Source organism: Streptomyces sp. NBC_01306, assembly GCF_026340465.1.
Lineage (GTDB): Bacteria > Actinomycetota > Actinomycetes > Streptomycetales > Streptomycetaceae > Streptomyces.
This window is the reverse complement of the sequence record NZ_JAPEPC010000001.1, coordinates 3,720,663-3,735,924: the sequence shown is the minus strand read 5'-3', so window position 1 is coordinate 3,735,924 and position 15,262 is coordinate 3,720,663. Positions and strand designations below refer to the sequence as shown.

The 15,262-nt window shown below is 67.9% G+C and carries 8 protein-coding genes and 1 pseudogene; 4 read left to right on the top strand and 5 right to left on the bottom strand.

The features are described 5' to 3' along the window. Positions 1–61 precede the first annotated feature (61 nt). The 3 genes and pseudogenes from OG385_RS16300 (at position 62) to OG385_RS16290 (ending at position 5,342) form a co-directional block, all read left to right on the top strand. Positions 62–3,127, top strand: coding sequence for a lantibiotic dehydratase (locus tag OG385_RS16300; protein WP_266855385.1), 3,066 nt, complete (start codon positions 62–64; stop codon positions 3,125–3,127). Continuing rightward, positions 3,124–4,362 (top strand): annotated as a pseudogene (locus tag OG385_RS16295) (lanthionine synthetase C family protein). Before OG385_RS16300 ends, OG385_RS16295 begins: the two are co-directional and overlap by 4 nt. After that, positions 4,335–5,342, top strand: a complete 1,008-nt coding sequence (locus tag OG385_RS16290; RefSeq protein WP_323183772.1) for a thiopeptide-type bacteriocin biosynthesis protein — start codon at positions 4,335–4,337, stop codon at positions 5,340–5,342. The pseudogene OG385_RS16295 and the gene OG385_RS16290 overlap by 28 nt, the downstream one beginning before the upstream one ends. 25 nt (positions 5,343–5,367) lie before the next feature. Here OG385_RS16290 and OG385_RS37470 read toward each other — a convergent pair whose 3' ends face one another. Genes OG385_RS37470 through OG385_RS16270 form a run of 5 tightly spaced genes read right to left on the bottom strand, consistent with a single transcriptional unit; the run spans position 5,368 to position 14,284 of the window. After that, complete coding sequence (locus tag OG385_RS37470; RefSeq protein ID WP_353963166.1) at positions 5,368–5,580, bottom strand: RNaseH domain-containing protein; 213 nt, start codon at positions 5,578–5,580, stop codon at positions 5,368–5,370. After that, entirely contained in the window at positions 5,511–8,096 is a 2,586-nt protein-coding gene (locus tag OG385_RS16285; protein ID WP_266855383.1) for a DUF3962 domain-containing protein, read from the bottom strand. The genes OG385_RS37470 and OG385_RS16285 overlap by 70 nt, the downstream gene beginning before the upstream one ends. Beyond that, complete coding sequence (locus OG385_RS16280; protein ID WP_266855382.1) at positions 8,084–11,647, bottom strand: hypothetical protein; 3,564 nt, start codon at positions 11,645–11,647, stop codon at positions 8,084–8,086. The genes OG385_RS16285 and OG385_RS16280 overlap by 13 nt, the downstream gene beginning before the upstream one ends. Continuing rightward, entirely contained in the window at positions 11,640–12,698 is a 1,059-nt protein-coding gene (locus OG385_RS16275) for a hypothetical protein (protein ID WP_266855381.1), read from the bottom strand. The genes OG385_RS16280 and OG385_RS16275 overlap by 8 nt, the downstream gene beginning before the upstream one ends. Continuing rightward, a complete protein-coding gene (locus OG385_RS16270; protein ID WP_266855380.1) occupies positions 12,695–14,284 on the bottom strand; it encodes a PD-(D/E)XK nuclease family protein in 1,590 nt (529 codons plus the stop codon). The genes OG385_RS16275 and OG385_RS16270 overlap by 4 nt, the downstream gene beginning before the upstream one ends. 79 nt (positions 14,285–14,363) lie before the next feature. On the opposite strand from OG385_RS16270, the gene OG385_RS16265 reads away from it, so the two are divergent. Beyond that, a complete protein-coding gene (locus tag OG385_RS16265) occupies positions 14,364–15,254 on the top strand; it encodes a serine/threonine-protein kinase (RefSeq protein WP_266855379.1) in 891 nt (296 codons plus the stop codon). The last annotated feature ends 8 nt before the right edge of the window (positions 15,255–15,262 follow it).

The following is a 15,262-nucleotide window of genomic DNA, read 5'->3' as shown; positions in this document are numbered from 1 at the left end:
CCGAGAGAAGTGCTCCGCTCGGCCCACCGGCTCCTCACCCGCCCCGTGAGACGGAGGGCCCATGGTTTCCCGAGCAGTCGCCGACTACCGATGGCAGGGCGCTGCCATGCTGCGCGCCACCACCAGCCCCGGGCAGGCAGACATCCCCCGTACCCTCGACCTGGACAACGTGGCCGTCACTCGCGGGTGGCTGAACCGCATCTGGGAGTGCGATGACTTCCGCAACGCGGTGGAGCTGGCCACCCCCGTCCTGTCCGACGCCGTCGAAGCAGTCGTCCAAGGCCGGCAGTCCGAGCCCCGTCACGTCCGCCGCACCGCGGTGTCGACGGTCTCCTACCTCTTGCGGTGGCAACACCGGCCGACCCCGCTGGGCCTGTTCGCCGGCACCGCTCCGGTGACGATCGGGCCCAGGGCAAGCGCGCGGTGGCGCGACAAGCACCGCGTGCTGATCCGGCCGGACTCTGAATGGGTCACCGACATGGTCCTCCGGCTCCAGCGCATCCCCGCGTTACTGGCGCGACTCCCGCTCGTCGCCAACAACGCAGCCCGCACGCGGGGCGATCGGCTCGTGGCTCCGGGCCCGCCCTCCGATGGGCATGCCGTCCTGCTGGCCCCGGTCGAGATATCCGTCCGCAATACCCGGCCGGTGGCCGCCGTCATGGGCGCCGCCCGCTCGCCCATCCCTTACGGCGCCTTGTACGGCCACCTGCGCGACAGCTTCCCGCAGGCCACACCGGAGCAGATCGACGCGCTTCTCACCGGCCTGGTCGAGCAGCAGTTCCTCATCACCAGCCTGTGGGCACCCATGACCACCGTGGACCCCCTCCAGCACCTGTGCCACGAACTGGAACAGCACGACGCGGACAGCATCCCCGACGTGCGGGACCTGGTCCACGAGCTGTACGCGCTGCGCGACGAGGTATCCGCCCACCAGCCGACACTCTCCGACATCAGCGTGAGCGCCCTCGCCACACGGATGCGCGCCCTCACCGCCGTCACCCCGACACCGTTGCTCATTGACACCGCCCTCGACTGCGAGACCCAGCTCCCGCAGACCGTGATCGCGGAAGCGCAGGCAGCCGTGTCAGCCCTCTACCGGACCACCCCGCAGCCCTACGGCTATCAGCACTGGCGCGACTACCACCGCCGGTTTCGGGCCCGGTACGGCGTCGGCGCCCTGGTGCCGGTGATGGAGCTGGTTGCCGACAGCGGCCTCGGGCTGCCCGCCGGATACATCGGCTCCGAACGCGGAGCCTCCCTGAAGGTGCGCACCGACCGCGACGAACTGCTGCTCTCGCTGATGCAGCAAGTCCTCCTCGACGGCCGCGACGAACTGCGGCTGACCGACGACATGGTCCATGCCCTGGAGAAGGCCGCCGGAACGGACGAGCGGCTGTTCGTGCCCCGAGTGGAGGCCGCCTTCGAGATCCACGCCCCCAGCACCCGGGCGCTGTCCAGCGGCACGTTCGACCTCCTGCTCACGGCGGTGCCCCGCCCCGGCAGCAGCATGGCGGGCCGGTTCGCCCACGTCCTGCCGCCCGAGCACCAAGACGCCCTCGCCACCAGCTATCGCGGGGCACCGGACCGCCTCGCGGCGCAGCTCGTGTTCCCACCGCGTCGGCACCGCAACGAGAACGTCACCCGCACATCGCGACTGCTGCCGCACATCATCGAGCTCTCCGGCCACCAGGAGCGCGACGAGACGACGATCCAACTCGCCGACATCGCCGTCACCGCCGACCCGCGCAGTTTCCATCTCGTGCAGCTCTCTACCGGCCGGCGCATCGACGTACGGGTGTTGCATGCTCTGGAAGGCGGAACCCAGACCCCGCCGCTGGCCCGGTTCCTGGCAGAGGTGGCCACCGGACGGTACGCCGCCTACAAACCGTTCGACTTCGGCGCCGGTTCCCGGCTCCCGTTCCTCCCTCGGGTGCGCTACCGCCGCACCATCCTCACGCAGGCGCGATGGCTACTGATGGCGGAAGACCTGCCCGGCCGGAAAGCCCCGAGGCAGGAGTGGGCGGACGCCTTCACCGCGTGGCGGGACCGGCTGCGGGTCCCGACGCAGGTCGCCGTCATCGAGTACGACCAGCGCCTCCCGCTCGACCTGTCCCACCCGGTCCACCTCCGGGTCCTGCGCGCCCACCTCGACAACGCCCGGCGCGTGGAGCTGCGCGAGGTACCGGACGCAGACGCCCACGGCTGGATCGGACGGGCACACGAGATCTGGCTCTCGCTGGGCCGTTCCGAGCCGGACACCGCGTACGTGCCCCGGCCGCGCTCCACTACGTCGCCGGGCGCCCAGCGGCATCTGCCGGGCGGCAGCGACGTTCTTCACGCACAGCTCCACGCCCATCCGCGCCGCTACGACGAGATCCTGAGCCACCAGCTCCCCCGCCTGCTCACCGCGTTCGGGGAGGAGCCACCGACTTGGTGGTTCACCCGGCACCGGGAGATGGCCCGGCCGGACGCCGACCAACACCTCGACCTCATCCTGCTCCTGTCGCCGGACTCGTACGGAGTCGGCGCACAGCACGTCCGCGCCTGGGCCGACGGCCTGCACGCGATGGGGCTCGCGTCCGGACTCGCCCTAGCCCCATACCAGCCGCAGACCGGACGCTTCGGCCTTGGGCCAGCCATGGACGCCGCGCACCAGGCGTTCGCTGCGGACTCCGCCGCCGCCCTTGCGCAGATCCAGCTCGCCGAGCGCACCGATGCCTTCGCCCCACAGGCCCTCGCCGCCGCCAGCGCCCTGTACCTCGTCACTCCCCTGGCACCGAACGCTGCGGCGGCCGAAGAGTGGCTGGTGGGCAACCTCCCCCAGGGCACAGGACGGTTGGACCGGACCCTGCGCGGCCAGGTGCTCGAACTCACCGGGCCGAACGGTGTCTCTGCGCTCGCGTCCCTCCCCGGGGGCAGGCAGGTCACCGAAGCGTGGCGAGCCCGCGCCTCCGCCGTGGACTTCTACCGGACCGCATTGGTCAGTGAACGTAATCCGCTCGACGTCGCCCGGTCGCTGTTGCACCTGCACCATGTCCGAGCTCTTGGCGTCGATCCGCGCACCGAGGAGACGACGATTCGACTCGCGCGAACAGCCGCCCTCCAGCACCGGATGGCGGACCGATGACCACGCTGGCAACCACCGCCGCAACAATCTTGGAGCAGTACACAGCTGATTTGGCTGAGCCTCCTCCCCCGCCCCCGGAGGAGCCCTGGGCGGTGCAGTCGCTCGCCGACGGCGCTGCCGGAATCAGCCTGCTACACATGGAGATCGCCAGCAGGTACGGCGGCTCCTGGCGTTCCGCCCACCGGTGGATCACGAGTGCGGCCTCCGGCCCCATCAGCGCGGCCGACCAGGCGGCCTGTTCCTCGGCGCCCCGGCCGTCGGCTTCGTCCTCACCGCCGTTCCCCCGGCGTACCGGTATCTGTATGCCTCGGCGCGCACGACCCTGCACCAGCACATCACCGGCCTCGCCCACCGCCGCGTGGACGCCGCGCTCGCCCGCATCGGCAGGGGAGACGTGCCGAGCTTCGCGGAATACGACCTCTTCTACGGCCTCACCGGGATCGGCGCCTACCTCCTGCGCACCGAGCCCGAGGGCCCAGCCCTGGAGAGGATCTTGCAGTACCTCGTCGTCCTTACCCGGCCGCTCGCCGCTGACGGGCGCGGACTGCCCGGCTGGTGGGTCCGCCATGACCCGGCGCGCGGCGAGTCGCCCCACTTCCCGGGCGGGCACGGCAACTTCGGCGCGGCCCACGGCATTACTGGCCCACTTCTCCTCCTGGCCCAGGCCATGCGCCGAGGCATCACCGTCCGTGGTCACCAGGACGCCATGTTCACAATCTGCGCTCACCTCGACGCCTGGTGCCAGCACGGCAATTACGGCCCCTGGTGGCCAGAGCACATCTCCCGGCGCGACCACGACCGCGGCCAACCTCATCACGACGCCCCCGCCCGTCCGAGCTGGTGTTACGGCACAACGGGCATCGCACGGGCAGGGCAACTCGCGGGGATCGCCCTGCGCTCACCCACACTCCAGAACTTCTACGAGGACGCCCTGTACCGGGCCTTGTCCGATCCCGCGCAACTCACCCTGGTCACCGACAGTGGTCTCTGCCACGGATGGGCGATGGGCGGGCATCTACCAGACCGCTCACCGCGCAGCCGCAGACGCGCTCGACCCACGGCTGCGTATCCTCCCGGACCGTCTTGGTCACGCCCTCACCGCCTCCGGTCAGCCCAGCACCTCCTCGACTCCCGGCCTGATCAACGGTGCGGCCGGCACCGCACTCGCCCTCACCACGTTCGCCTCGAAGCAGGCACCGAGCACTGGATGGGACGCATGTCTCTTGATCAACTGATTCAGGCAAGTGAGCCGAGCCCGACACAGCACGCCGTCCTCGCCGTCCTGACCGGCCTGCCGCTCCGCGACGCAGCGCGCCAGTACCGGATGGACCCCGTGGTCCTCTCCGACGCAGTCGCGGTCTACGACCAGGCCGGCCGGGAAGCCCTAGTCCGCCACGCGGCCACCACTGACTGGTGGCAGACGTACCTTCACTTCACGGACTGGTCGTACGCCGACAGCACTTTCGCCACGCATGTCCTGCCCATCCTGCGCGAGGCGGAAGCCGCCGACGCGATCGACGGCTGGTGGTACACCAGAAAGCACCCCTGCTGGCGGCTGCGCCTCCGGGTCCAGCCTGCGGGCGGCGCCAAGCTGACGATCGGGGACGGCTTCGACCGCCTCGTCTCCGACGGACACCTTCAGCGCTGGTGGCCCGGCATCTACGAACCGGAGACTCCAGCGTTCGGCGGGAAGGCCAGCATGACGGCCGCGCACGCCCTGTTCGTCACCGATAGCCGAGAGATCCAGCTGTTGCGCCAGCACGACGATCTCACCGTCGGGCCCAGGGAACTGTCCGTCCTCCTGTGCACGATCATGATGCGCGCCGCCCGACTGGAGTGGTACGAGCAGGGCGATGTCTGGGACCGCGTCATTACGACGGAGCACCGCTCGGCCGTCAGCGACGTTCCGCCGGAACAGCTCGACGCCCGAGTCCAGGAGATCCGTCCTCTGCTTCTCGCCGACAGTGACGTCCTGCTGCGCCCCGGGGGCCCACTGGAACCTGTCGCCGAGTGGGTCGCCGCATTTCACAACGCCGGCCAAGCCCTCGCCGACGGCGTTCGAGACGGAACACTCGACCGCGGGCTGCGACAGGTGCTCAGCTACCACGTGATCTTTCACTGGAATCGACTCGGGCTATCAATGCGAGGGCAGAGCATTCTGGCTTGGGCAGCCAGAGCAGCGATTCTGTGCGGCAATGGGCACAAGGAGGGCTAGCACGGCACCTCCGGTTCAGCAACGTCTATTCGTCGACCTGCTCGGTTGCCGCGGCTGGAGCCAGTGGTAGGAAGTACTCCTCGGCGAGTTTCGCCAGGTGCAGCGGGAGCGGCCGGGCAAGCGGGTGGTACTCGTCGTGGAAGCGCAGCTGGTGGACGGCTGCCGCAATTACTGCGGGTCGTTCTGGCGTCGCGCCGGGGCTCCCCCCCCCGCAGCCAGAGCTGCCTCCGACAGACATCCCAGCACGGTGAGTTCCAATGCCTGTGGATTCCAGGCCGTAGCCGCAGGGCCGTGGGGCCAGTCCTTGTCGGGTACCAGTTTGCGTAGGTCGCGCCGCACCGTGCCTGCCGTCGGCGGTTTACCGACGGTGCTGACGAACACACGGTTGTCCGGGCTCGCCTCTCGGGCGGCCCAGAGGCCAGCGGAGAACCCTGGCGGCTCCTCGTCGGTCTCGCCGGGCGCATACCACTCGGGCGTCTCGCCGCGACTGTTGGCGTCCCGAATCAACACCGCTCGCAAGCCGCCTCCATAGAGCGCGAGCCGCGTCAGCTGTTCCCCGTGCAAAGTCACAATGTCCCTGACCAGTTGTCCGTTGTTCAGGCCGGGCCATACCCCGCGTAGGTTGCCGCTGTTTACCAGGAGCAGGGTCGGTCGATCGCGTACTTGGTAGAGCAGTGACCTGACCTGGCGCTCGACCTCGTCACGCCGCTCATCCTGGGTGTAGAAGGCCCGGGCTGATCGGGTCTGCGTCGGGTGGTCCGACGTGAACTCGTCAGCAGCGAGGACAAGCAATAGGCGGGCGTATGGGAGCCACTTTTTGCGGGTGTCGTCCCAGCCACACACCGGATGTACAGGATCGCGTGGCCGGATGCGGAGAGCAACCAAGCGCTGTCCCGCCTGTCGGGTCGGACCGTCTGCCTGGCACCGGACGTACCAGAGCGCCAGGTACTGAAGGCCATCCGCCAGCTTGTCGTCCAGCCGCTGGTCCGGTGGTACCACAGCACCGAGTTGGCGCATCCCGTCGGCTACGGCGGACTTGGCGCGATGGGCCACGGCCCCGTCAGAGTCTTCCGGAACCACGATGAACTGGCTGACTCGACGGGCCACGGCGCAACCGAGCCGGAGTGCAGACTTGGGATCGGAGTCCCGGACTGGGAAGCGCTCGGGACCGAGCGTCTCCACGATGACCAGCCCTTCCGAGGCCGATGGGGGGACGAAGTGGCCAGCCGTCCGTGCAGCGCGCTCCCGTACGGCCTGAGCGAGCGCCTGCGCTCGTTTGTGGCCGGACTTCCGGATGACCTCGAGTGGGGCGCCCAGGGTCCCGAGCGGACGGGTACGCAATCTGACTCGCAGCTCGCCGTCCTGCCAGTCGTGTTCACCATCAACTCCGCAGGATCCGGCAGAGAGGCCCAGCCACTCACGAAGTGCCGCGACCAAAGCGTCCCGGGTCTCCTCGGTCTGCCAGAGCACGTCCACCAACAGCGGCCGCCCGTCGAGGGTCGCGCGCACCGCGTCCCGGCGGGCTTGGATTCGGTTCCGGGTCCGCTTCTCCTGCTCCGCCTGGTCTTTCGTCGGGGAGGTGGGCAGCAGGACGGGCTTGGACTTCCGGTGCACGCGTTCAAGCTCGGGTACCCGGCGCAGGAAGGGGCTGATGCCTTCCTCGACCCAGTGGTCGAGCAGCGAGCGTTCCAACGGCATGAGCCCGGCGCCGACACCATGCCGCCCCATCGCGGTGCTGTGCAGGATGCCGGCCGCAACCCCGTTCTGTCCTTCGATCCACCCGACCGGTTCGGCAACCAGATCAGACGGCTTGGGGTAGGCGCGCGTCACGTCCAGTTCGGGCAGCAGGCCGACCAGACTCTGCCGACTCCAGGCGAGCATCCCGAGGCTGCGGTCGTAGGCAAGGGAATTGGCTGTGAGCCGGCGGCGCGGGCCGTGGACACCTGGCCACGGCAGCGGCGCGTCGAGCAGTACGGTCGCACCATGCCCTTCCGGCAGCCATACGGGCGATCCTGTGGCCCAGCGACGGATCCCGTATGAGACATGCACGCGGAACCGTGGGGCGAAGGGCACCGTCTGAACGGTGACGGTCACCAGTCCTGAGTAGAACCATGTGCGTTTTCCCTTCGCGTACGACCGTGGTGGCCAGCTGACCAGCTCAACTCCTTGGTCGCGGGTGACCAGCCGGAAGGACAGGTCGACGCCGTTGAGGCGAAGTGGGGAGGAGGCAAGCCTGGCACCGATCCGCTCGGGCAGCAGTTGATAGAGCCTGCGGTCGGGTTGGGCGGTGCCGCCCGGAGAGTGATCCGCAGCCGTGAGGTCCACCGACTCAGTGCGCCACTGCGGGGTGTGGTCGTCGATCAGTGCAAGGGCCCGGTCGAGGGCTGCCCGGTGGTCGGCCATGCGCTCAGGGTCGGGATCGGTGCCGGGCGGCAGGGAAATCACCCAGGAGGCCAGCAGCGGAGAGATCAGCTCCGCGGGCATCTCCTCGGACGCATAGAACCACGGGACCTCGGCGTTGCTGCCGGCCCCCCTGCCCGTGGCCACCAGGCCCGGAGCGGTGGCTCGGAGTAGGTCGTTGAGCTTGCTGATCGGCAAGGCCGCCGGCTGTTCCCGGCGGCGCCATCGTCGCCGGTAGAGATCCATGAACTCGGCCCGCCACTCTTCGGGGAAGCTGATGACCCGGTACTGCTCAGCCCAGGGTTTCCTGTCCACATCCGGTTCATAGGCTGTGGTACTGATCAGGTGATACACGCGGTGTTCCTTTCATTGAGGGATGGATGGAGGCAGCGGTCGAGGGCTGTCCACATCGGGCGGTAGAGCGCCCGGACGATGTGACGATCGTCGGCAGGCACGTCGGCCCCGGGGGTGAAGTAGGGCTCAAGGACGGAGTGGATGCTGTGCAGGAGGCTGCTCTTGGGAGTGTCCGGTTCCTGGGACGCCCCTCCAGCGGCCAGATGAGGGGAGAATGCGGCGTCGACAAAGGCGACCCTGGTAGGCACCGCACCACGCACGGAACGGCCGATCACCTGCCAGATCAGTACGAGCAGGTCCCAGGTGATCGCTTCCCGGTCATCTCCGAGGGAACTCCATGCCATGCTCCGGGCGAGCACCCGGTACCACTGAGATCGAGCGAGATCCCTGACCTTGCGGGCACCGAGACCGAGGCTGGGCTCACTTCGTACCCATTCGTCGAACGCCCCGCCCCTCATGGCTCGCACAATCCAGTCGTTGATCGCGTGTACCGCGAGGCCGAGGTCGTCGGGGCGCGGGTTGGGTCGGGCGAGGAAGTAGATCGACCCGATCGCGGCGTGCTCGCGGTCTAGGTCGAGGATGTTGTGTCCGCGCTCGACAGCTAGTAGCGGCGCCACCAGGATCTCGGCGCGGGTACTGGCCAGCGTCTCGACGTCGCCACGGCGCAGGATGGGCGCGTGGTGCTCGTCGCCCTCCCCCAAAACGCCGGCCTCGAGATCGTCGTCCGACACCAGCCGGCGGACCCTGTCCTTCCACCGCCTATTGAGGGTGTGCAGGGTGTCCGCCACGACTTTGGATTCCTCATAGCTGCCGACGAGCAGCAGGATGTGGCGGCGGCTCTCCGGAAGGCGCTGTAACTCCTCCCGAAGACGGCTGATTCCGGCGTCTTCGTCGCCGAGGGCAACGGCCATCCGGCGCAGGATCTCCTGCCGTTGATCGAGTGGCTCGCCGGAGAGTCGCTGCGCCTCGTACTGTCCATCGCAGGTGCAGCCCGCGCGGCATCCGCAGCCGCTGCGGATGAACTCGAAGCGGAACTGACTCTGTTCGGCGATCCGGTCCAGGTCCTCCGGGCCTGGCTCGATGATCACGCCTATGTCCACCGGAATGTGATAGCGGCTGGACTTGCCTGCCCAACTGCTACCCGACATCAACAGGACGTTGGTACCGGGGCGACCATCCACCGTCGGCAGGTCGGGCATCTCCCGAAGTAGTTCCCGGCCGACCCCGCTGCACCGGAAGAACCTCAGTTCCCCGGTGCGCACTCCACCGTGATCCGGGCTGTCCATCAGGAACTGGAAGCCGATCACATTGCCCATCGGTGCCTCGGGCACCATGGGTCCGTAGTCGAGCGGCCTGCGGTACATCTCGTTGAAACCCAGGTTGAGCGCTGACGCGACACGCGGCCACATGGCGTTGATCAGGGCAAGTCTGGGCTCCAGGGCGCTGAGGAGCATGGTGAACTCGAAGCGGGTCACGAGCAGCTTGAGCCAGTCGTCAGAGTTCTCCGGAAGGGGTTCCTTCTTCAGCCGCCTGGCCTTCTTGCGGCTCTTTCCAGGAGGCTGCGGCGGCCGGGGCCGCTCGGCGGCCGCGAGGTGGCGCAGCTCCTCGTACTGCTCGGAGGCTTCGGCCGTGGGCTCCAGCAGCGGATCGAGGGCGAAAAGGCGGCATACCATCCCCTCCAGCCGCTCGCGGGTTGTTTCGCGCCGGTTGGTGTGCAGGAGTTCGCCCAGCAAGGCGGTGAGTTCCACGCCATCCTCGGTGTATCGCTGCCGGTCGCCGAACGGGTTCTCCCGGAAGGCGTCGAGGATCTCGGTGAGTCGAAGCCGCGGAGCCCGGTGCCGATGTCCGACCGCGGGTCCCAATGCCTCGGCCGGCGTCCCCTCACGATCTTCCGGGAGCGGATACCGCTCCTCCATCAGGCGGAGTTGGAGCGTCCACGCGCTGAAGTACCCAGTTCTGACCCAGTTCCGCAGTTCCACATCGCGGACGAGCATGGCCACCAGGCGGTCGGCGGCGGTCTGCGTGGTGTTGACGGCCGCCGACCAGTTCTCCACGTCGCGGTCGGACAACTGGATCCCGCCGGCACCGGCCAACTCACGGATACGGTGCTGGTTGACATCGTGCAGGAAGGACCGTGTGTCGGAGCCACCGCCGATCAGCGGGATGGCCGGCGCGAACATCCGGTCCAACTGCATCTGGACCCGGTCCGCCTCATCGATGATCACCAGGTCACTGCGCCGACAGGCGAGTTCGAGGTACCGGACGCGTTCCGGGTTCTGCGGGTGCGGCACCTTGGAATCCACCAGGCTGGACGGTGTGGCAACCCATAGGGCCGCGCCGACCAGCTCTCGGGCTCCGTGGTGGCGGGGACAGGCGGACCAGAAAGGACAGGCCAACTGCCGCCGTTCCCAGAGGTCACCGGCGGGATCGCGGCGGCTGGGCTTCTGCAATCGGGCGCAAGGCGCCTCCCCGAATCCCAGCAGATCGTCGGCGAGCTGCCCCTCTGCGTATCGGAGTGCATTCAGAGCGCAGGACGTGCTCAGGTATGCGAACGCCGGATCGTCGTGCGCGAGCAGGTTGCGTCTGCCACGGCCAGCCAACCGCCGGTGCAGTCGCTCAGCGTGCCGCTGGCGGCCCGAAGCACCAAGAACCGGCGCGGCAGACCGGGGCACGTATGTGTTGTACCGCTCCACCATCTTGAGTTGTTCCGCGACGTCCCCGACGACGATGGTCGCCCGCATGCCCTGCTGGGCCATGTGCACCGCCAGCACGTCTCGCAGGGTGCTCTTACCGGCGCCGACGATGCCCAGCAGGTGCTGGATCCGTCGCACCTCAAAGCGGTCCGCGCACCGGAACTCGTCCGCCTGGCGGGTGAAGAGGTGGACCGCCCCAAGCCGCCCTGCCCAGTTCTCGGACTTCACGGAATCCATGAACGCCGCTGTCTCCAGCAGGTCGCCCCACAGGAAGGACAGTGGCTTACCGCCGTTCGCCGGCAGTGTCGCGAAATCATGTTCGACCGGTGAGGGAAGGGCTGACTCGGGCAGCTGAACGGTGGCCTGATGCCGTCCGATCGGGAAGGTGTGCCGCCCGGCCGCCGCGATCACCATGGGCCGTCCGGCGAAAGCAGGTGCCTCGCGCAGCAGCCGTTCGTAGGCGTCCCAGCGGTCCGGCGCCACCGATAGCGAACGCCGACGGACGGCTGGAAGACTCAGGTCGGCGACCTCATAGCCTCTGAGCTGCCGGTCGAGCAGTTGGTAATCCTGGAGTGCCTCGGTCCACGCCCTACGCCGACCCCAGGTCCACACCGTGTGCCGGGCTGTGCGGAGAGTCCGCTCGCCAACAGCATCGACGGCTCGCCAAGCCCGTGCGAACGGGTACCCGCTGAACAGTGTCCAGGCGTCTTCTGCCGGCGCTTCTGCCGCGAATGTCTCTTGGAGGAGGAGCCCCACCTCGATCTCGCACAAGGAGACGAGCCGGGCAGTCTTCATCTTCGGGGCGGCATCCGACAGTGGGACGACCACCTCGCGCAGGGACTGGGAAGTACTACGCACGGTTCCCCCTCGATCGATGGGCTGGTCCCGGTGTTGTGAAATCGCTCGCGGCCACAAGGCGCACCTGAGCTCCCACCGGTAGGGCAAGGTTGAAGCGTCGGCGACATCCGGGGCGCCCTGCCATGGCGTCCGGCATCACGATGTCCAGGGGTCCGTCGAGCAGCGTGGCGACCTCCGCCGCCCGCAGAGCGGCCAGGCCCGGCTGTTCTCGGTCATAGACCTGGAAGACCCGGAGAGTTCCGTCCGGGCTGATGACGCGATGGACGCCCAGACCCAGTGGGAGCAGCTGGACCTGATCTGTGAGCCGGGAGCGGACTGTCTGCTCGGTGCGCCCGGGAAGTGCCAGGAAAAGCCGGAGCGCGAAGGGAAGAGCAAGGGCCGACTGGGAATCCTGGGACGTTTCGAGTTCACGGTCTCCGGATGAACAGCCACCCTCACACCAAGGGCGCCCGGCCGTGGCGTACTTGGCGAGCAGCCCACAATCGCGACAGCAGTGCACCAGCCCGGCGTCCGAGAAGCGGTCGGGCACAGGACCGTAGAGTCCCTTGACCAGATTCCAGACCTGAGCCACGGCCGGCTGCATCAGCTGCATCGGATCAGGACGGAGCATGACCGGCCGGTCGATGAGGAAGTCTCGGCACACCACGAATCGCTCCACGGTGCCGCAGGCAGCGGCGAGTTCGGCGAGCAGTGTTTCGGTTTCCCGCTCCGGCACACCGTACGGGCCGAGGGAGGCCAGCTCGACGCAGGTCCGCGTAGGCTCACCCGCCTCGGGGTGAATCAGGCGGGTGCCAACGGTCAGGAATTCGTCCGGTAACCCTGGCACCCATTCTTCCGGCCCTCGTTCTCGACACCAACGCATCAGGTCCGGTACTCCGGCGGGAATCGGATGACTGCGGGTCATTCCCGACAACACCATTTGATCCAAGACAAGTTGAACTCCTGGTGGGTAAGGGAGCCGGAGTGCCGCGGCCCGGTTGATCGAGGTCAGTTCGAGCACGCCACGGGCCACTGCGGCCAGCAGAGCAATGGCCTGTCTGTCCTCGGTCACTGGCCCTCCTCTGAGCCCACTTGCTGCGACTGCCGCACCGAGCACCACCTCGCCACCTCGCAGTGGGCACACTCCGGGCCGGGCACTGCCTCGAACAGCGTCTCCGTATGCCAGCCTTCGACCTGTTCGCGCAGCACCGCTTCGGCGACGGCAAGGGTCGCGGGTGCGAAGGGATCGATGGTGCGCAGATCGGCTCCGGCGGGGCGCAGCAGCTCCAGTTCGACCCGCCCCCGGGCCTGCGGGCCGGAAAGTACGCCGCTGCCAATGATCTTCACGGCCAGGGCCAGCTGAGGGTAGGCAGCCATGAGGTCGCGGCGAGGCCGGTCACTGGCAGAAGTTTTAGTCTCCCGCCAGACCCATGAACCCTCGCTTCTGTAGAGCAGGTCGGGTTCCGCCAGGACGAGCAGGTCGGCTGCGGTGTCGTCGAAGGCCATCCTGGGCTCGATCCGGATCTCCGACTTCGGTTCGGCCGTGTGCAGCGGGCAGACCTCGGCATGGTGCCGCAGCAGATCGGCACCAAGCTGCCGCTCCTCATCGGGGAGCCGGTACCCCTCGGGCACCCAGTCCGTCGGGATCTCAGGTGTGCAGGGCGTGCGCGACTGCCGGTCGTGCCGCTCGGCGAGGAAGGCGTGCAACGCCCGCCCACGCTCGGCAGCGGCGCCCCGCTCCACGGTGTCATCAGCCGGGAGCCGCAGACCGCGCAGGTAGCCGCGGGCCGGGCAACTCTGGTGGCCACGCCCGGTGGTCGAGGACCAACTGCGCCGCGGCTGACTTCGGTCGGCCGTCCCCAGTAAGCCCGCGGTCTTCGGAAGCGTCGGGCACACTGGCGCGATAGCACACGAGGCGCAGGCGGTACCAGGGCGGTATTCCTGGCTGCCGAGCAGAGCGCGGACAGCGGGCGCCCCGTCCTTCCGGTACAAGGTCAGTGCCTCGGCCCGGCTGCCTTCGAAGATCGGAGCCGTGTGACCGTCGGACAGGGCGAACTGAACGACCCTGACTTCTTCCAGTCGTGGATCAGGGTTCCCTTCGGCCGCGACAAGGGCGGCTATCGCGCGCTCTGTGTCGCTGCGCGTACGGAGGCGCTTGACCACCGGCAGGCGCAGCTCTCGCCGGCGACCGTCGGGGGATTCCAAGCAGCGACCCCAAGCCGTGATCCGGTATTCCACGGCGGCCTGACCGTCGCCGGCCGCTCGCCGATGCTTGTAGACCCAGGGGCTGGGAGCGAGGCGCAGGGCCGAATTCGGTTCCGAGTCGGTGGGAAAAGCCTTCCGGTACATCAGTAGCGCATGCTCGGTCCATTGGCGCACCCCATCGTGCAGCGGACGCTGTCGACCTCCGCTCGGCGGGTTCGACGACGATTCGTCCGCTGGCCGATCGAGCTCGTCGGCCGCAGCCATGAACGGGCCGTTGGGGAACGGATCCAGCACCTCAGGTTTCCAGGCGGTCCGTACGCGAGGCCGCATCCCGCGTGCCTTCAGCACGTCGGACGCCGGGCACCGGTACCGCTCCGGGCCGAACATGCTTAGCCGCAGGGTGACGGTGGTGGATCCCCCGATCAGTCCGTCGGGTGGCCAGGTCTCTGTCATAATCCTCTCGTTTCTCTAGGCCCCGGAACAGGTTGTCGAACCTGCTGGGTGATCCTCTTTTGACTACGGAGCGAATGAAGTGCTTCCCGGGACTTTTCTCGATGGGCGTTACCGGGTGCTGCGGAAGCTCGGCCACGGCGGCGAGGGTGAGCTCTTCGTCGCCCGGGACGAGTTGGACCGTTGCGAAGTGGCGGTCAAAGCTCAATTCCCCCGCACCTTCGAATCAACGAAGACCTATGCCTCTGCCGCCTTCGCTTTGGAAGACGAGCTTGAACGGCTCACATTCATGCGGCATGTACCAGGAATTCCTGAGGTACTGGGAGACGGTTATTATGGGCGGCACCGGGGCCGGTACATTGTGATGGAACTGGTCCAAGGCGATACGATTGCGTCCTGGATCAGCGACCACCATCCAGTTCCAGCGGCTGCGGCGGTATCAGTTGTCGCGCAGCTCTGCGATATTCTGCACGGCGTACATAAGGAGGGCTACGTACATCGGGATGTCTCCGCGAAGAATGCCATGATGCAGCCAAATGGGAAGGTCAGACTGCTAGACGTAGGCATTTCCGGGCCGATCGGGGAAATCAACTCAGATCCTCGCGGCACTCCGGGTTATGCGCCTCCGGAGCAGTACGACAATAAAGCACTACTGACTCCGCAGGTCGATGTCTTCTCCCTCGGCACCATGCTGTTCGCCATGGTCGGCGCCGAGTTGCCTTACAGCGGCCTGGAAGGCCCACCAGATGCCACCACCCCAGCCTTCCCGAACGGGTTTCGTGCCCATATGTCCAATACGCTTCAGAGCCTCGCGCTCGCCATGGTCTCCATCGACCCGGGTGAACGCCCGGATCTGGCTGCGCTGCGGAACTACCTGCGGCCAATGCTGCCCACCCCCCGCTGCCCCGCCTCCCCGAAGGCCACCCGGCCGGACCCGACCACCCCTTACCGGCTTGGCTTATCGTTGCCGTAACCGGGACG

What these genes read in the sequence shown, in the direction of transcription:
- OG385_RS16300 (WP_266855385.1), top strand. Translation starts at nt 62, where the DNA reads ATGGTTTCCCGAGCAGTCGCCGACTACCGATGGCAGGGCGCTGCCATG.
- OG385_RS16290 (WP_323183772.1), top strand. Translation starts at nt 4,335, where the DNA reads ATGGGACGCATGTCTCTTGATCAACTGATTCAGGCAAGTGAGCCGAGC.
- OG385_RS37470 (WP_353963166.1), bottom strand. Translation starts at nt 5,580, where the DNA reads ATGTCTGTCGGAGGCAGCTCTGGCTGCGGGGGGGGGAGCCCCGGCGCG.
- OG385_RS16270 (WP_266855380.1), bottom strand. Translation starts at nt 14,284, where the DNA reads ATGACAGAGACCTGGCCACCCGACGGACTGATCGGGGGATCCACCACC.